General features: G+C 50.6%; 8 protein-coding genes. 2 read left to right on the top strand and 6 right to left on the bottom strand.

Going from position 1 to position 18,186, the window contains the following annotated elements; all coding sequences use genetic code 11:
- Nucleotides 1-3 precede the first annotated feature (3 nt).
- Nucleotides 4-3,003 carry a SusC/RagA family TonB-linked outer membrane protein gene (locus J3P35_RS09625; RefSeq protein ID WP_210464361.1) on the bottom strand — a complete coding sequence of 1,000 codons (3,000 nt, stop codon included), beginning with the start codon at nt 3,001-3,003 and terminating at the stop codon, nt 4-6.
- 180 nt (nt 3,004-3,183) lie between these two features.
- Between J3P35_RS09625 and J3P35_RS09620 the strand changes: the two genes are divergently transcribed.
- On the top strand, nt 3,184-3,411 hold the full coding sequence (locus tag J3P35_RS09620; protein ID WP_210464360.1) for a hypothetical protein: 228 nt from the start codon (nt 3,184-3,186) through the stop codon (nt 3,409-3,411).
- Nucleotides 3,412-3,964: 553 nt separating this feature from the next.
- Here J3P35_RS09620 and J3P35_RS09615 read toward each other — a convergent pair.
- The 4 genes from J3P35_RS09615 to J3P35_RS09600 all read right to left on the bottom strand — a co-directional run bounded on the left by J3P35_RS09615 (nt 3,965) and on the right by J3P35_RS09600 (nt 14,419).
- The gene (locus J3P35_RS09615) at nt 3,965-5,650 is read right to left on the bottom strand and encodes a cytochrome-c peroxidase (protein ID WP_210464359.1); all 1,686 of its coding nucleotides are present in this window, start codon (nt 5,648-5,650) and stop codon (nt 3,965-3,967) included.
- 201 nt (nt 5,651-5,851) lie between these two features.
- The gene (locus J3P35_RS09610; protein ID WP_210464358.1) at nt 5,852-7,354 is read right to left on the bottom strand and encodes a PhoX family protein; all 1,503 of its coding nucleotides are present in this window, start codon (nt 7,352-7,354) and stop codon (nt 5,852-5,854) included.
- A gap of 343 nt (nt 7,355-7,697) precedes the next feature.
- The gene (locus tag J3P35_RS09605) at nt 7,698-13,415 is read right to left on the bottom strand and encodes a PAS domain S-box protein (RefSeq protein ID WP_210464357.1); all 5,718 of its coding nucleotides are present in this window, start codon (nt 13,413-13,415) and stop codon (nt 7,698-7,700) included.
- A 281-nt stretch (nt 13,416-13,696) separates the two neighbouring features.
- Entirely contained in the window at nt 13,697-14,419 is a 723-nt protein-coding gene (locus J3P35_RS09600; RefSeq protein ID WP_210464356.1) for a winged helix-turn-helix domain-containing protein, read from the bottom strand.
- 143 nt (nt 14,420-14,562) lie between these two features.
- Between J3P35_RS09600 and J3P35_RS09595 the strand changes: the two genes are divergently transcribed.
- The gene (locus J3P35_RS09595) at nt 14,563-15,894 is read left to right on the top strand and encodes a S41 family peptidase (RefSeq protein ID WP_210464354.1); all 1,332 of its coding nucleotides are present in this window, start codon (nt 14,563-14,565) and stop codon (nt 15,892-15,894) included.
- A 139-nt stretch (nt 15,895-16,033) separates the two neighbouring features.
- Here J3P35_RS09595 and J3P35_RS09590 read toward each other — a convergent pair whose 3' ends face one another.
- Nucleotides 16,034-17,710, bottom strand: coding sequence for a GH39 family glycosyl hydrolase (locus J3P35_RS09590; RefSeq protein ID WP_210465548.1), 1,677 nt, complete (start codon nt 17,708-17,710; stop codon nt 16,034-16,036).
- Between the last annotated feature and the right edge of the window lie 476 nt (nt 17,711-18,186).

Raw genomic sequence — 18,186 nt, 5'->3', positions numbered from 1 at the left:
AACCTAGAAGGATACATTAATGCCTGCCGTAAACGTGCGGGTGGTAGGGTATTTGTCGCGCTCATCATTGCCAGGAGCAAATCCTGAGTAGCTTACCCCTTCCGGATCTAATCCTTTGTAGCCGGTGAAGGTCACCAGATTTAGCCCAGACACGAAGACTCTTGCATTCCTTACAATCTTGATCAGGTCCTTTGGTAAAGTATAGCCAAAGGTGACGTTGTCAATTTTCACGTAGTCTCCCTTTTCAATGTAATGACTTACATACACCAGGTCGTTATTGAGTCGTTTTCCGTAAACCGGGTCATAAGCGGTCTTAAGCATGTTGTAAGATGGGTTCTTTGGGTTCTCATAGAACATGCGCTGGAAGTTGAGGATGTCATGGCCAAAAGCACCTCTGATGTTTACCGTCAGGTCAAAGTTCTTGAAGCGGGCAGAGTTGTTCCAGCCTAGCACGTGCTTGGGAATGGCGTTGCCGTAGTATTGACGGTCTTCCTGAGTGGCGTCATTGATTGGAATAGCTTCGCCGGTTTTGCTTTCCACTAACCAACCGCCGTTCGCATCCACTCCCACGGTTTTCCAAACATAGAAGCGGCCGATGGGCTCTCCTACAGCTACCCGGTGGGTGAAGTCCTGGATGGGTTCACCGGTATAACCTTGGTCAAAATAATCTATTGCATTATCAAACTGGTCATTGGTCAAAGAAACCAGCTCTGTTTTGTTCGTTGAGTAAGTCACATTGGAGTTCCAGGTAAAATTCTTGGTTTCAACGGGAACAAAATTTACCAATGCCTCAAATCCCTGGCTGCGCAACGCACCCGCATTGATGGTCATAAACCCAATCAGGTAAGGAGGTGATGGAACCTCAAATTGGTACAGTAAGTCTTCAATGTCCCGACGGAAGAAATCCAAGGAGCCACTGATGCGGTTTTTCAGGAAACCAAAATCAAGACCTACGTTGTATTCCCCTTTTCTTTCCCACCGCAGATCTGGGTTGAAGTTACGGGCCGGGGAAAAGCCTCTCACCCATTTTCCTCCAATAAATGCCCCTTCAGCTTGACTAAAATTATAGCTGATCTGCGATAAATAGGCGCTGTTAGCAATGGTACCAGTTACCCCGTAACCGGCTCTTAACTTCAGGTCTGAGATAAAGCCGAAGGATTTCAAGAATTCTTCCTGGCTTATTCTCCAGCCTACCGATACGGCCGGGAAGGTACCCCACTTAGAGTTAGCGCCAAACTTAGAGGAACCCTCACGTCTCACGCTGGCCATAAACAGGTATTTGTCATTGAAGTCGTAAGTCACGCGGCCGAAGAAGCCAATGAGTTTCCAATTTTCCTTGTAGCTACCCATCCCTGCTAAACCAGCCTGAACTGCTTGGCCAACCCCTAGATTGTTCCAGCCGTAGGCATCCGTAGGAAAATTCCAGTTATCAGCATAGAACGATTCATTTGTTTCATCTTGCCAGCTATAGCCACCCAACACACTGAAACTATGGGCTCCAAAAGTTTTGGCGTAATTAGAGGTGAGCTCCAGCAAGTTAGACCGACTAGCGCCCGTGCTTCTGCCCGCATTGCTGTTTCGGTTATCCAACCATGTGTCTGAGTGGTTGAACGTGGAGGCATATCCAGACAAAGAACTCCCCTGGATATGAGACCCTAGTATTTTGAAATGCAGGTCTTTAATAGGAGAATAATCCAAGCTTCCGCTCATTCTCATTTCCCGGGTGGTACTCTCCCGGTTGAATTCTTCTATCCTGGACACTGGATTGAGGTAAAAGTATCCATCTCGCTCCTGCCATTCACCGGTTTCGGTCCTTACCCGGTCCGTAGGGTTCCGGATAATCGCCTGCCGATAAGCATAACCATCGCCACCGCCTTGCTTAGAAGAACCAATGGTATTGATCAACTGAATATTCGCCTTCAGTTTCTCATCAAACATAGCGTGGTTTACATCAGCCCTGGCGACAAAACGCTCCTGCCCCGTTCTTTTTATAATACCTCCCCAGTTTCTGTAGTTGAGGGAGCCTGTGAAGTTGGTGGCAGAGTTTCCCCCGAAGAAGGTCAGGTTGTGGTTATGGCTGATTGGAGTCTGCATGATTTCATCCAGCCAGTCTGTATTGCCGCCGTAATCTTCATAGTCAATGCCTTCCTCAGCGATCAACCGGCGGTAATCATCTCCAGTCAACAATTCAGGTCTTCTGGCAATAGTCTGCACGCTGGTATAGGCGTTGTATTCCACTGTACTGCGGTCACCCTGGTTTTTGCGCGTAGTGATAAGGATTACCCCGCCAGTGGCCCGCGTACCGTAGATGGCAGCCGCTGACCCGTCTTTCAACACATCCACTGACTCAATATCCTCTGGAGCCACAGTGTTAATTTCACCGGGAACACCGTCTATTATTACCAATGGCTCGGAACTGCCCTGGATGGAGCTGATGCCCCGCAGGTTGATTTGGGTGGTGGCATTGGGATCGCCGCTGGGGGTGGTTACCCGCAGACCAGCTACTTTCCCCTGCACCAACTGGGCCGCATCACGCACGGCACCCTGCACGAAGTCCTCACGATCTACCCCGGCCACGGCGCTGGTCACATCACCCTTCTTCTGGGTACCATAACCAATCACCACTACTTCCTCCAATACCTGGCGGTCGGCCTTTAAGCGAACATTCAACTGGGACTGGTTAGACACCAATACTTCCTGGGGAGTATACCCTATGTAACTGAAAATCAAGACCGCGTTCCCAGGAACCGAGATCTGGTATTTGCCATTGACATCGGTCATAGCCCCCGCGGTGCCGCCTTTGAGAGAGACAGAAACCCCAACCAACGGAGAGCCATCCTCCGCCGAAGTCACCGTTCCAGACACGGATCTGTCTTGCTTGGAGACCACCCGGTGGTCCCTTACCCCAGCATAGGCACTTTCCTGCGGCAAACAGGGAAGGAGGGCGTACAATACCACAGTACCCGACAGGGCGAGTACCCTATTCGTAAATTTCCATTTCATAAAGTCAATTGTTTAATTACAAATTGAAAAAACTCACCTACCCTCCAGAAATGGAGGTGCCCTCTACCAGAACCAGGAGGCGCTGGGTTGCCATCTGAGAAATTGACAGATAGAAGCTGTAAAACGAGCAGCCTAAGCTAGATTTAGCTACACCCGCCAGCAGTGCGGGTATCAAAGAGAATGGAAATGCTGCTGAACACCTCCAACTCTCAGGAAAAGCATGGAAAAGCCTATTGTCTTAAAACTTTATGGACACAGGCAGGAGCACAAGAAGAGGGAACATCTGATTTTATCAGACCTCTTTTGTGGAATTTCTTATTGGCAAGTCCGTTTTTAATGAACTTTAAAGAGAACAAGGGGCAATTTCAAGGGAAGTTAGAAGGCAAACGATTCTTCCTCCATGAATAATCCAATTATCCATAGAAATCACAGGTTCAAATAACAGCTCCATGTTATTTGAATCATCATATAACCGACCCTTCCTGGGGCAGGTCAATGCGAATACAATTCACCGTATTAATTTCAGCCCTTTGCGCCCTTTCTCATGTCAATTAAGAAAATGGTTATAGTTCTTCAGATAATAAGACAAGGTTTTCTGCATTCACCATCGCTTCTGCGTTTATGATGTCTAACAATTGTTGTTCTACCTAATCTGATATTTTGAGTGCGGCACCTGTACAAATCTACTATATACTCTAATGCAACTCCTCTTCTGGATTATCTAATACAGATACTATATTAACAATAGGTTAACACCCCACACATAAAGAGGAAATACTGAGGCAGGCTTTAAAGGCAGGAAATAATACTTACCACCACTAACCAGGGACATTTAAATGGATGGGCATACAGAAGCAGCCAAGCCCAAGAGGCCCGGCAGACCCGTTTAGGGGCCTTTATTACAGGAACGGCAGCAAACCTGAAGGTTTAGGTGCTCAATAGACAGGTGATACTTTATTGACTACAACTCCGTGCGGTCTGTTAGGGAATGGAGAAACGCTATAATCGCTTTCTGCTCCTGGGCGCTCAACTGGAGTTGGTCACTGGGCAGGGTTTGGTTCTCCAGCGAAAGGCCCAGCCCCACTCCCCCACCCTGGTTGTAAAAGTCGATCACCTCCTCCAGGGTTTTGTAGGCGCCGTTGTGCATGTAGGGAGCGGTCCTGGCAATGTTCCTGACGGTGGGCGTCTTGAAGGCAAATTTCAGCTCGTCTATCTTATTATGGACGAATCTTCCTTTATCGGGGTCCAGGGTGGGCTTTTTGGCTTTGGGGGATTGGAGCACGCCTAGAACTTCGCCCTCGGTATTGGTGAAGGCCGGACCGGCCGTACCGTTGAAGACGGGCATAAAATGGCAGGTACCGCATTTGGCCTTGCCCATGAAGAGGTTGAAGCCTGCAATCTCCTGGCTATTCAATTGGCCTTCCTCGCCCCGCACATACAAATCAAAGCGGGAGTTGAAAGGAGCCAGTGACCTGACGTAGGCGGCCAAAGCCATCATCACGTGCCGGGGCAGGATTTCATTCTCCATGGTTGGAAATGCCTTCTTAAACGTCTGTACATAGGCAGGCTGGCTATTGAGCCTGCTGGCGGCTTCTTCCACGGAGGCATGCATCTCGTCTTTGTTAGCGATGACATCCAGCGCCTGGTTTTCCAGGGTGGGCGAGCGCATGTCATAGAACTGCGCGTGCTGATACCCTGCATATAATAGCGTGGGCGCGTTGCGGCCCACGAACCGGCCTTTTTGCAAGGCATTGCTCTTGGGCAGACCATCGGTAAAGGCCAGGTCAGGCTGGTGGCAACTGCTGCAGGTACGGCTGCCCGATGAAAGGATGGGGTTGTAGAACAGGTCTTTCCCTAATGCTACCTTCTGGGGCGTGGGCCGGGCCTCCAGATTGCCCACAAAGTAATTCAGGTTGAGGGCATCGGGGTCAAACAAGGTGGCGGCCGTGGGGTTCAGCGCCAAGGCCGGCGGCACAAACGGAATACCGAGTTCCTGCTGCCAGGCCACCATGCCGCGGGTAATAGGGTTGGCGTACCGCCTGATGAAGGTCATGCGGTCAAAGGCATCAAAGTCGGGGCTTTGGTTGGTGAAGACGATGGCCTGCTGTAGCAGCGTTTGCAACCGGGTGTTCTCCCCGAAAAAGGAAAGCACTTTCTGTACCGCAGCCAAGGCCACCGCTGTCTCTTTTACGCCTGTTTTTGCCAAAGGAGTGTCAAAACCGGTAATGCCCAGGACCATGGTCCGGAACACCTCCTGCTTGGTGGCATCCAGGATATGGCCCTCGGTGAACACGGTCTCGTCCAGAATCACGCGGGTTCTTTTAAGGGTAGAGAGAAAGGCTTTTATTTCCCGCACCAGCGCTGCCCGGTCCTTTGCCTGCGGTTCTGGGTACACATATTCTTCTATGACCTGCAGCCCCGAGGGTGGGAAAACCCGCGTTTCTTCAATCTCAATCTCGGGCAGTGGCGCCCCGTTCAGTTCCTTGCTGGCGGTGGGGGCATAATACTCCGTGAACCATTCTATTTTCTTATACGCCCGCCGGGTTTGCAGGAAAGCTTTTTGCAGGGTTGGCCCGTCCCCTTTTTCTGCGCTCAGGAGTAATTGCCCTTCGGTGATCTGCTGCAGGGAATCAATCTGAGCCTGCAAATGCGCCTTTGTTCTGGCGGGTATTTCAGGCTTCTTTTCCGGAAAACAGCCGCAAAACAGAAAAGCTATGAGTAAGAGAAGAGAAGGGTTTAGGTTTAGTCTCATGGGCTTGAACAGGTGAAAGACAAAAGCCTTACCGAAAATCGGAAGGCTTTTGCGACATGACAGACGATGGTGTATGGAAGATTTAAAGCTGGTTTTCTAGCGGGCTACCCCAGTGAGGATCACGGTCTGGCCGCCTTCTTTGTTGTTGATGACGCCGCTGCCATCGGCTCCTTTGCCGCCGGGCAGGAAGCTATCGCTGGTCCAGGTATGGGGGTGAATGTTCACTACAAACGTGCCGGGCACGCCCACCAGGCTGGAGATATCATACATGGCGCCGTACTCCCAGGAGCTCAGGCGGGTATCATTGCCGGGGTTGTATTTGGCGTTGAAGGTGGGGTCTGATCTGCGGTGGTCCATCTCCAGCATGGGCTTGATCTGTTTGGTGGAGATGCTGTATTGCCAGATACGGCCGTCATGCTTGTTGTTCTTATAATAAGAGTCTCCGTCTTCCTGGATGTACACAAAGTTATCCGTCACGCAGATGTTGTCTGGGTTCACAATGCTGTTGCCCGGGTCTACCGAGCCGTCAATCAACGGGGTGAGTTTACCGGCTAGTGGGTTATTGGCATCCAGTTCAAGCTTGTACACCCGTCCCCACATGGTGAGGCCTGTCACCGGCGTGATCTTGTCTCCTTGGCTCACGCCCGTGGAAGTAAAGTAAAGGGTTCTGTTGGCGTTGGCGGTGCCTTTGCCGTAGTCCAGGTCTTCTACGCGGGCAAACTGCAGGGCGCCCTGCTCCACGGTTTGGGCTACTAGTTGCGCACCGGTGCTGGTGGCCACGTCTTTGTACTCAACAAATTCCACGTCATAAGCCGTGTTTACCTGCATATCGGTTTCCACGGTGTTCTTGTTTGTCCGGCGCAGCATGTACAGTTTACCGTTCTGTAAGTCGCCGGTGGTGTTAGAGAGGTAGAGATTCACCTGGCCCAGGCTGTTGGCCGCATTGCTTTCGTCTTCCCCTATGAAGATGGCCGTTTTCCCCGGATAAGCGGTCTTGGGAAGCGGAACTGCGTTTTCTGCGCTGCATTTGCCAAGGGCCGGCAAAACCCGGTTGGGGTTGCTCTTGTCATTGGTGGACCCGAAGGGGTTGATGGCATGGATCATGGACTCAATTCCGCTCTCGCCCGCAGTCAGGAACGTGGGACCGAAGCCATGCTCTTCCGGGGTGGCCAAGGTGGCCGAGCAAAGCCTCCAGCGTCCGCCCGCACCGTCCACGATGTACTCCCCTTTGGTGGGCTTCAGGTTTTTGTCCAGGTACACCCGTGACACAGACTGCAGGATCTCATGGTTCGTGATCATGACGTAGCCTTCGCCATCGGGGTTCTTCAGCAGGCCGGAGCCATCTGGCTGGGCACCGTAGATAAAGGAGGGAGAACCCTCCAGTTTGTCATCGCTGCTGATGAGGGTATTGATTTTCACGCCCTCAAACCCAGACAGCAACTTCACTAGCGAGGGCGTCACAGACTGGTTCTTGATCTCCAACGCTGGTGAAACCGGAGTAGTCTCCCCAGAGGAGTCATCGTCCTGGCAGGCGCTTAAAAAGAAGAGAGCGGTTAGGCCCACCGCAAAGGCTGATTTTCTGGTAACAAAAGGTTTCATGGCTAGGGGTTGAGTTTATACCTCAAAAGTATTTTCCTGTTGTTACCCCTTCATTAGTTCACTTTTAACCCATTGTTAAATCTGGCTCCCGCCTTTAACGCTTGCGTAACATAAGTCCGATAGTTTTTTAGGAGGCTCATTCCCACTTAAAGTTGGTCATCTTCATCTGCGGACTTGCAAAGGGGAGTTAACTGACCCTTCCTAATCCTGTTTGCTTTCAGGAAAACCCCATGCCTCAAATAATAAAATTTATAGTTCGCTTAAAACGCAGACGCTGGTTTACAACAGACAAAGGATAAGCCTGGAGTAGCAAACAATTTCCCTCCGTTTTTCTGAAAACACCTCAAAAGCGGACTGGCACCTGAATGGTGATTAAGGTGCCTTTTCCGGATTTTGGCGTGGAAACGGAAAGCGTGCCGTTTAGGAGCTTCACCCGGTCCTGGATGGACTTAAGCCCGATGCCCTTGCCGTTGCTTTTCCCGGACTTGATGCCGCGCCCGTTGTCCCTGGCCTGGAGCTGAATGTGCTCTCCTTCCTTGCAGATGGACAGCGTGGCGGCCGTGGCCCCGGAGTGCTTCACGATGTTGTTGACCAGCTCCTGGCTCATCCGGAACAGGGCGATCTCCAGGTAGGGCTCCAGCCTTTGCTCCAGACCCTCCACCTTGCACTGCAGGAATAAGGCGCTGTCCTCAAACTTGCGGCACATGCCCTCCAGGGCCACTTGTAGCCCGAACTCCTGCAGGAGCATAGGTACCAGCTCATGCGACACCCGCCGGGTCTCGTTGATGGCCTCGGTGAGCAGATCTTCCACGGTCTGGAGCGGTTGGTTTTCTTCCTTGCCGCTTTCTACCTCTTGTTCTTTGGCCCGGTCCAGATTCAGTTTGGTGGCGTACAGGATCTGGGCCACGCCGTTGTGCAGTGACTCCGAGATCCGGCGGCGCTCTTCTTCCTGCGCCTCCAAGATGGCCAGCAGCAGGGCTTTCTGCTGTTCTAGCCGCATCCGAAGGTTCTCCTGCTCCAGGCGGTGTACCTCAGAAAGGTCAAGGTCCACGCCAAGCACCTTCTCCACCTCGCCCTGCCCGTTGCGCAGGGCAACGCCTTTGATCTTGAGGAGCAGTTCCGCCTCGCCCACCTTTACCCGGAAGGTGTCTTCCTTGGGCTCGCGGCCCTGGCGCAGGCCCTCCACCATCTCTTGGGCCATGGCCCGATCCTCCTCCACCACGTACTCCAGGTAGGTCTCGGGGTGCACAGTGGTCCCCAGGGGTAGCCCAAACAGGCGGTACATGCCGTCCGACCACCGATAGGCGCCGGTTTGCAGGTTGTACTCCCAGCTGCCCATGCGGACCACCTCCTCTGACTGGCGCAGCAGGGTGAGGTGCTCCGCCACGGTCTTCTCGGCATTCTTCCTTTCGGTGATGTCTTCCACAGAGATGAACAACCCATCGTCTAGTTTAACGGCCAGCCACCGGAACCAACGCTGACTTAAAGAGAAGTTTTCTTCAAAGTCTACCCTGCCGTTCTGGTCCACGGCTTTCACATAGGCATCAAACAGGCCAATTTCTTTTATATGCGGATACAATTGCAGCATCCGGAGCCCGGTCACGTCCTCGCCCGCCATCTCCCGGCTCACGGCGTTGAGCCACACGTACTCAAAGTCAATGAGCTTGCCGGAGGCGTTGCGAATGCTTTTCACCACTACCATGCCCAGCGGGGAGGTATTGGCGGAGGCTTCCAGCAGTTCTTTGCTTTCTTGCAGGGCCTTGGTGCGCTCGGTTACCTGCCACTCCAACTGGGCGTTGAACTCCTGCAGCTGCTCCTCGGCCCTGCGGCGCTCGGTGATGTCCACGGCCATGCCCACAATGAAGCGGCGCCCGTCTTTGAGCGTACCCGGCGAGGAGGCGCTGAAACTCCAGTGACGCACCTCGCCGCGCAGGGTGCGGACCGGGAAATCTATGTCTACGGTGCGCCGGTGGCCCGTGAACAGGTGCTGCATGTGGCTGCGTACTTTCTCAGCCCCTTCGCCGTAGGCCTGGGTGAGCCAGTGGTCAAAGGTGGGAACCTCCTCCTGCCGGTAGCCGGTCAGCTCGGTCCAGGAGTGGCTTATCTGCAACACCTCCCCGTCCTCGGCGTGCATGATCACCGGGATGGGGGCATCCTCTATGGCTCTGCGGAACTGCTCCTCTGAGTCGGCCAAGGCCCTTTCCGCCTCGGCTCTCTCCACGGCCGCCCAGGTGCGCTCAACCGTTTCCTCCAGCAGCATACGCTCATGGTAGGTCCAGAAGCGTGGCGTGGCCATGGCGGCCGCGAGCGCCCAAATGACCTGGCTCTCTCCCTTCCGGAGCGGAACGACCATCAGGGCACGCAGCTTTAACCCGGCCAGCAGTTCTTTCTCGGAGTCAGAGAAGCTTGGATCGTGGGTCACGTCCTCAATGACCATAGGGTGCGTCACGAGCTGGCGCATCGTCTCGGGATAATCCGACAGTTGAAAGACGCCCGACATGGGAGAAAGATCCAGTCGAATATGCTCCGGGCCGACGGTGGAGATTCCTTTCTGCTCGAAGACCTCGCTGATATAGCAGCGGTCCAGGCGCAAGTGCCCGGCAAGCATTCTGACGGCCAGGTCTTTGATGGACGCCGCATCAGGTAAGGCCCGCAGCGCATCGCTGAGCCTGAGCAAAAAAGCCTGTTGTTGCTCTTGTTGCTTGCGTTGGGTGATGTCATTGAAGACTGCAGCAATAAGCCGGCTGCCTTCCCCGCCGATACGTGAATATTGATACGTAATCCAACGATTTAAATCTGCTGCATAGTTTTCACTACGTAACGGCTTACCTGTTTTGTAAACCTGGGTTAAGGCATGTAGCCAGTGCTGTTCAAGATGGGGAACTAGTTCACTGGCTTTTTTGCCAAGTGCATTTTTCATTCCCGTGTGTTGCTCAAAAGCCTCGTTTACTTCACGGTAAATTAAATCAACTACATTTCCACCTTGCTCTGTTAACACTTCCTGTATAGCAAAGCCTTCGTCAATAGATTCAAACAAGCTGCGGTATTTTTCTTCGCTTTTATGTAACGCTTCTTCTGCTTTGGCTCTTTCTACTGCAGCCCAGGTACGTTCTGCTACTTCTTCAACCAACCGCACTTCATCTGGTGTCCAATGCCGAGGCTTTGAGTTGATAGCCACCATTGACCAAAGCGGCTTATTCTCCCTTTTACGTACCGTTGCAGCCACCATTGCACGCATTCCTAACGTGGCACTGTTTTGCTTTTCGTTTTCTGATAAGCCTTGTCTTTCAAAGTCATCTTCTATCACAAGGGTCTGATCTAATACCGCTTTGTAAGCCTCAGGATAATGAGAAAGGTCAAATGTATCCGGCAAAGGTGGCACCGTTTCATTGCCAATCTGGTAATCAAGTAAAGCGATGTTCTTATCTAAATAATAAGAAACGATATAGCTGCGATCAAGCCGCAAATATTCAATAAGCATTTGGAGCGCTCTATTAGCCACTGCATCTGCTGTTCGTTCTGCACGAAGATTATCTGAGAACTGTAGCAGAAACTCCTGTTGTTGTTCGCGGCGTTTGCGTTCGGTAATATCTTCAAACACCGCTGCAATTAAATTGCTTTCTGGCCTGCCAAGGCGCATACGATAAAGACGCAACCACCTGTTGACGTCATTTATATACACTTCATCCAGCCTTGTTTCACCTGTTTCGCTAAGGCGCTGGTAGAATTTGAAGCGATTAGGATCCTGGTTTGGAATGGTTTCGGTGGACCTTTTTCCTACTACATTGGTAAGACCGGTGTGGCGTTCGAAAGCCTTGTTTACTTCCCTGTAAATAACATCTACCACATCGCCCTGTTCATTTCGCACCAATTCCATGATGCAAAAGGCTTCTTCGATTGTTTCAAACAGCGTCCGGTATTTTTCTTCGCTTTCGCGCAACGCTGCTTCTGCGTTCACTCTTTCTACTGCGGCCCAAGTACGTTCAGCCGTTTCCTGTATGAGGGCGATTTCATGGTCAAGCCAATGACGGGGCGTTGTTTGGTGAACAGAGAGATCTGCTACTAACTTCCCCTGCTTAATAAGCGGTACTGCAACAACCGCATGCACATTAATGGAATAAAACGCCTTTTTTGAATCATCATCCACCTCATCAGTTACATCATGTATGATGAGGCTTTCACCTTTTTTGAGTTTTTCGCCGGGAGGCCCAAATGCAGTAAAAGGAAAACGACCAATTACCTTTTGAACGGACTTGCTTGTATAATTATCTGTTGTTTCAAACCAGTCTTCCTCAATGTTTATCTCAGCATATATAGCCCGGTCTACATTTAAGTGCTCTCCTAAAACCTGCATTGCGACCCGTTGAACTTCTTTCGGATCAGCAATGGGGCGCAATGCATCATTCAGCCGGAGCAGGTAGTCTTGCTGTTGCTCACGCTGTTTGCGATCCGTGATGTCATTGAAAACGACACCAACAAGCGGACTGCCTGCCTCGCCTATCCGTGAAAATTGATATGTAATCCAGCGACCCAGGTCTACTGAATAATTTTCGCCACGTATGGGCTTGCCTGTCTTATAAACATGTGTCTGGGTATCGAGCCAGTGTTGTTCGAGATGGGGAAGCAATTCACTTGCCTTCTTGCCAGGCACATCCTTCATTCCGGAGATCTGTTCGAAAGCTTTGTTAACCTCAAGGTAAATCACATCAGTAACGTTTCCATTTTCATCTGTAACCACCTCCTGTATGGCAAACCCTTCATCTATGGAATCAAAAAGTGCCTTGTATTTATCGGTTGCTTTTTGCGCTATTTCATCTTTCAGACGATTAATTTCCTCTTCGGCTTTTTTGCGTTGGGTAATATCTTCTGTGTTCATCACAAAGCCATCGCCCATCTTGACCAGGGTTTGATGAAACCATTGGTCCTGAAACTGTTCATGCGAGTAAAATTGCTCGTGGTCTACGGGAATGCCGGTTTCTGTTACCTGCACAAATTTTTCAAACAAGCCTGTTTCTACAACCGCGGGGTTCTGTTGCAACAGGCTTTTGCCAATCATTTCCCCATAAAGCTCATTCCATGCATTATTGGTGAAAATCCAGGTGAAGTCCACTATTTCGCCGCTTTCATTTCTCACCGCCTCAAAGGCCTGGATAACGTAAAGGGAGCTGTCTAGCGCGGCCTGCAGGTTCTCTTTGGCTATCTTTATTTGTTTATCCGCTTTCTTCTGCTCGCTGATGTCAGTTGTGGTGGTGGCCACCCCGTCGTTCAGTTTCACCACAGATTGGAAAAACCAGCCGTTAAACTGCTCGTGCACATAGTGCCGCTCAGACTGCTCGGGCCGGCAGGTTTCCACCACGCGTTTGAAGGTGTCAAAAATCCCTTCTTCCCGCACCCCGGGGTTTGATTGCAGTAGGCTCTGCCCGATGACGTTGCCGTACCATTTCTCAGAGGTATGGTTGTTCAATACCCACCTGAAGTCAATGATCTCGCCGCTTTCATCCCGTACGGCTTCAAACACCTGGATCATGTCCAGGGAGCTGTCCAGGGTGGCCTGCAGCAATTGCTGGTTCTGCTTTAGTTCTTCTCCGGCCTTTTTGAGCTGGGTGGTGTCACAGGTGATGGCCTGCACCGTTTCCCGGCACAGAGTCAGTTCGGTCTGGTCCTCCACCTTTACCAGCAGGTACTGGAGTTCCTGCTGGCCGTTGAAGCCGGGGGTTAAGTGCAGGCGCAGGAACTTTTGCCCTGGTTTACTGGTACCGTTGGTGCAGGGGAATTCGCTGTGGAGGTGCAGGGACAGTTGGTGCGGCTTTTTGCCGGAGAGTACCTGCCGGAAGGCATCTTCCACTTTTGCGGGGGAAAAAACATGCTGCTCCAGGTTGCCAGGCAAGGCTCCCCCGAACAGGTTTTTGCCCATCCACTCTTCCCGCCCAGACCTTGAAGCCCACAAAAAGGCATCTGAGGCCGTTAGTACCTCCAACTCCGGAGACAGCACCAGGTAGAGGTCTGGCACGGTCTCAAACGCTTTCAACACTTCCAATGGCACTAAAGTGGCAGGCTTCATATTCAAGTCTGGAACTTATTACATATACAAAGGAACATAATTCTTTATAGCGTTATTCCTCCGCTGGTTGATGAACAAATACGGTATTTTAGGAGGGAAACACGGTAAATTACCTTTAGAAACCATCTTCCGTTTCTCTCCCTTTCTCAAATCAATTGCTATGTGAGACTTATGTAAAGGAGTTCTGGTGCAAATACTGAAGTGTCCTAGAAGAAAAGGAGACAAAACTTCATAAGCTTAAGTAAAGCTGAAAGCCCGGAAAACCGGGCTTTCAGCTTTACTTAGTTTTTCAATCCAATAGCGTTTCTCCTTTTTAACTCTTTACGGAGGTGATGAATAAGATCTAGATGGCCTTCCATCTCCTCTGGAGTAAGCAGTCTGCCATTGATGTAAAACTCAGGCCGGCGGTCACCCTCCACTTTCAGTTTATACCGGGTACTATCATTTCCAAGGGTGGTGATGGTGTTGTAAGGAGTCTCCTCTATTGGCCTGTTCACCGCTGCAAATGGTACCTCCATCAGTTTACCCTGGGCCATTTGCTCCTCTTTTGCAGCACTTTCTTTTGAAGGTAGCGCCCTCACTAGGTATATACCCATGACCAGCACCAGGCAAACCAAGCCATATAACACAGGCTTTAAGGGCCTTGCTTTCCTTTCTGTTTTTGTAACCTGCTCCTGCTGACCAGCCTCCTGGATTTGGGCATGAAGCATATACCCTTTCTTAGGAATAGTCTCTATCAGCTCCTTGGAGGTGTCATGGAGCAATTTTCTCAAGGAGGAGATGGCGTAGGTCAGCCCCTCCTCGCCTCCCCCGTAATTATCCCATACCTCTTTCACCAGCTGTTCCCTGGTCACTAACTGGTTCGCATGGCTGGCCAGCATACATAAAATCTTCATCAGCCTGGGTTCAATTCGCACCTCATTTTGCGAAAAGGTGTCTGAAACGGAATTAATGTTGGGCCGCACCAGATATCTGCCTTGTAGAAGAAAGTCTTTCTGTTCCATAAAAATGTCTCCTAAGCTAAATATACAAGTTATTGATGACCAGCCATGGTGAAATCTACAGGATAGCTTAAGAAATTCTAAAGCCTGTGAAGGGGCATGTTGCTTTATGTTTACGGCCACTGTTAACCTCAACAAAAATCCTTATGAACTTTAAATCAACCGTGCTCACAGGTTTGCTATGGGTTTTACTTTCCTGGCCTTCCACTGCCCAGGAGGCCGCTAAAATGGATAGAACTGTCAGGAGGCAAGTAGTGGATAGCCTTAGCAGTGTTCTGAAGCGGGTTTACGTGTACCCTGAGAAGGCCAATGAAATGAGTAAAGGCATCCAAAAGAAGCTGAAAAAGGGTGAATATGACCACCTGCCTGACAACCCTCAACTGGCGAATGCCCTCACCAGGGATTTAAGAGCGCATCACCATGACAAACATCTGGTAGTAAGATATGACCCTGAACTGGAGAAAAGAATCCGGAAGTTTGTAGCCACCTCCCAACCAGACCAAAAGGACGCGGAGAAAGACAAAAAGCAGAACTTTTACTTCAAAAAAGCCGAGGTCCTGCCCGGGAACATCGGATACCTGGTGTTCAACAACTTTGCGGACCTCAATGATCTGTCAAAGAAAACCGTGCAAGCCGCCATGCAGTTTGTAGCCAATGCAGATGCGCTTATCCTGGACCTGCGCAACAACATGGGAGGTAGGCCAGAAATGGGTCAGGTGATAGCCCGATACTTTTTCAGCCAACCCCAACTGGCCGGAAAAACCTTCAATAGAATCACCAATAGCTGGACCGAAGAATGGGTGGGTAGTAAGCCAGAAAGCCCGGATGCTTTTCACCTTGAGATGCCAATCTACATACTGACCAGCAAAAGAACCTATTCTGCCGCCGAAGGCCTTGCCTATCACCTGAAACACCTGAAAAAGGCTGTAGTTGTAGGAGATACCACCCGGGGCGGTGCCCATGCCACCAGAAGCTTTGCCCTAGGAAACGGCTTTGTGGGGTTTATCCCCTTCTCGCGGCTAGAGCATGTAGAAACGAAAACAGATTGGGAAGGAATTGGGGTTGTTCCCAACGTTGCAATCCCTGAGGACAGTGCCTTCCTGAAAGCCCAGGAGTTGATTTTAATCAAGTTGCTGAGTAGTACCAATGAAGCTGCTGAGAAACGAAAATTCCAGTGGTTACTGAACGACCTACAGGCAAAAACCAGGAAGCTGGCATTACCTGAGAAGACACTTGCCCAGTATACCGGCACCTTTGAAGAGTTTCAATTTACCGTAGAAAAAGGCCAGCTTTGGTGCAGAAACCTGCATCAGAAAGATAAAATGGACTTGCTGGTACCAATCAGTGAAAGTCTCTTTAAGGTAGACAATGAAAGCCAGGTAGAATTTATCAGAGATTCAGGTGGTAGCATTAGTGCCATAAGGCTCTTATGGAATGATGGCTGGGTGGATGATGTCAATAAGAGTCAACAACCTTAACCCTTTACAAATCATTAACTACTTACTGCTCTTTTGAGGCTATTTTTCTGAATTGGTCACCAAACCAGATTGATTATTTTTCCTCCCTTACAAGATCCCCGTTTGGTTCAACTCCTCTGCCGGCTTTTCAAAGGCTTCCTTACCACTGTAGTCTCAGTAGCGCTACCCCTTGCCGTTCCAGTTTCATATCAACTACCGCTTTTCCGTTGCTGACAGAAACCATCCAGGGTGAGCCCTGCATCTGTAGCTGCCCGGCTTTCTCCAATTCTTTTATTTGCTGTGCCGTAGGATTCTGAGGTGACCCCATCTTTTTCCAAAGCTCATAAGAGTTGCTGTGCTGGCTGTCTATGAGGTACTGCGTCAGTTTTACTTTTTTAGCCGGAACGCCGCTGAGGCGCACCGCGATGGCTTCTGCTTCGGTTTTGACATCATCATCATGGTAGTTCCAGAGCATGACAGTGGCTTCCCTGGCATCTTTGCAGGCCAGCGCGTTGATGTCGGTGAAGGGTTTGCGAAAGCTGGAGTCAACGGCCGTACGCAAATCATACCCCTGCGCTGAGGTTACCGCCACTCTGTCGCCTTTCATCATGCCATACATACGGAACACATTCAGTACCGGCTTACCTACGCCATTGGTGGCCAGATCCCTAAAACCATAAAACCAGGGTTGGTTCTCAAACTCAAACGACCAGGAAACAGCCCCGGCAAAGTTTACCTGGTGCAGGTCGGCCAGCAGGTACTTGCGGGCAAACGAAGCAGCCGTATAACTGGAGTACATGGTACCGTTGCGATAGGCGTTCTCAGGGTTTGTGGCCATCCCACAGGCCGCACATCCTTCAGGGTCTGACTCTCCTATGATGACTGGTAGATTCCTGAACTGCGGGTAAGCCTTTACAAACTTAAAGCCTGCCTCTATGTCTCTTAGCTGAGTCCCCATGTTCATCCGTACGTGTCCATCCACTATCCGCGGCGCTCCTTTGGCATGAAAAAGAATGGCATCTACCGGAGAGCCCTTTTTACCGGTAGCGTAGTTGGTACCCTCCAGGCAGTGCTTTGCCCAGGCGTGCATCCAGCGTTGCGCGTCTCTCCCACCAGTGCCCGCAATATTGATACCCCCAACTTTGGCGGACGGCAAGGCTCTTTTAATCGCATCGGCGGTATAATCATACAGCTTGAAAAACTCTTCCTTGGAGCCTTTCCAGTAGTGGCCGTTCGGCTCATTCCAGGGCTCCCAATACCAGCTCTCTACTTCTTTCTGGCCGTAGCGCTCCACCGAGTGCCGCACCCATTGAAAGACCAGTTCGGCCCACTTGTTGTAATCTTTCGGCGGATAGGCCCAGCCGGTAATGATGTCGGTGTAAGGGTCGCCGGGCTTCCAGTAGTGCCGGTACGGTTCTGGATTGGTGGAAAGCGCCTGGGGCATAAACCCTACCTGCGCCAAGGGCTTCATGCCTCTTTGGACATACGTATCAAAGATGCTGTCAATCAGTCGCCAGTTGTAGATCGGGTTTCCAGCCGCATCTTCGGTATAGGCATTGGTAGATCCCCATTTGAGGGCAGCCTCCCCATCGCCGGTGACCAGCAAACTATGGGTCCGGACATACACCGGCACAGGGCTTAGCTGGGCAATCTCGGTCAGCAGCTTCCTGCCATCCTTCATATAGGTATAGTTTGGCTCATCATAGCCAAACCAGGCCCAGGCCGGATACATTTTGCCGATGGGTTTGGCGAGATCGATCTCCACAGATACCTTTTTCTCCTGGCTACTGCTTCTCGTCTGCGCGTGTCCGTTCTGGGCGAAAATTCCTATAGCCATCACCCCTGTAAGGGCCATGAAGACCAATCTTGAGATGCAAGCCGTCATAAATCTTTGTATCATGTCCTTTGTTTGTGAGTTAAACTTTTGATCTGATATCTAAATAAGTCTATTCTACTAAGTCTATTCTACTGCCAGAGGTATTTGAGGTATGCTGTAGTGTTTCTCTAAAGCAATATAGTGTTTTTTTGACACTTATTAAGTTTTTTACAAAAAATGGCTTATAAATCACCAAAATAATAGCAGAATACTATGAAGAAACCTGCTACCTAATATGTATACATGGTAGCGGGATATACAACATTGGAATTAGGGCATTTAAAGTTTCCTGTGGATTTACTTGTTAAACCTGGTGGATTTAGGGCCCATCGTTGTTCTATAACGGCTTACAAATTCAGTAGAATTCTTGAATAAGCAGACGCCAAAAACAGAGGTACCAGGCAGCTCAAAGCCCGAGGTGAGCCAGGTAGGAGGAA

The sequence above is a fragment of the Rufibacter roseolus genome, assembly GCF_017916365.1.
Classification (GTDB): domain Bacteria; phylum Bacteroidota; class Bacteroidia; order Cytophagales; family Hymenobacteraceae; genus Nibribacter; species Nibribacter roseolus.
Note: the sequence above shows the minus strand (reverse complement) of the source record. Positions and strands in the feature narration are given on the sequence as shown.

Bases quoted from the DNA above. Each gene is read 5' to 3' on its own strand.
- J3P35_RS09625 (WP_210464361.1), bottom strand. From the start codon at position 3,003: ATGAAATGGAAATTTACGAATAGGGTACTCGCCCTGTCGGGTACTGTG.
- J3P35_RS09620 (WP_210464360.1), top strand. From the start codon at position 3,184: ATGGAAATGCTGCTGAACACCTCCAACTCTCAGGAAAAGCATGGAAAA.
- J3P35_RS09610 (WP_210464358.1), bottom strand. From the start codon at position 7,354: ATGAAACCTTTTGTTACCAGAAAATCAGCCTTTGCGGTGGGCCTAACC.
- J3P35_RS09605 (WP_210464357.1), bottom strand. From the start codon at position 13,415: ATGAAGCCTGCCACTTTAGTGCCATTGGAAGTGTTGAAAGCGTTTGAG.
- J3P35_RS09600 (WP_210464356.1), bottom strand. From the start codon at position 14,419: ATGGAACAGAAAGACTTTCTTCTACAAGGCAGATATCTGGTGCGGCCC.
- J3P35_RS09595 (WP_210464354.1), top strand. From the start codon at position 14,563: ATGAACTTTAAATCAACCGTGCTCACAGGTTTGCTATGGGTTTTACTT.
- J3P35_RS09590 (WP_210465548.1), bottom strand. From the start codon at position 17,710: ATGGCTATAGGAATTTTCGCCCAGAACGGACACGCGCAGACGAGAAGC.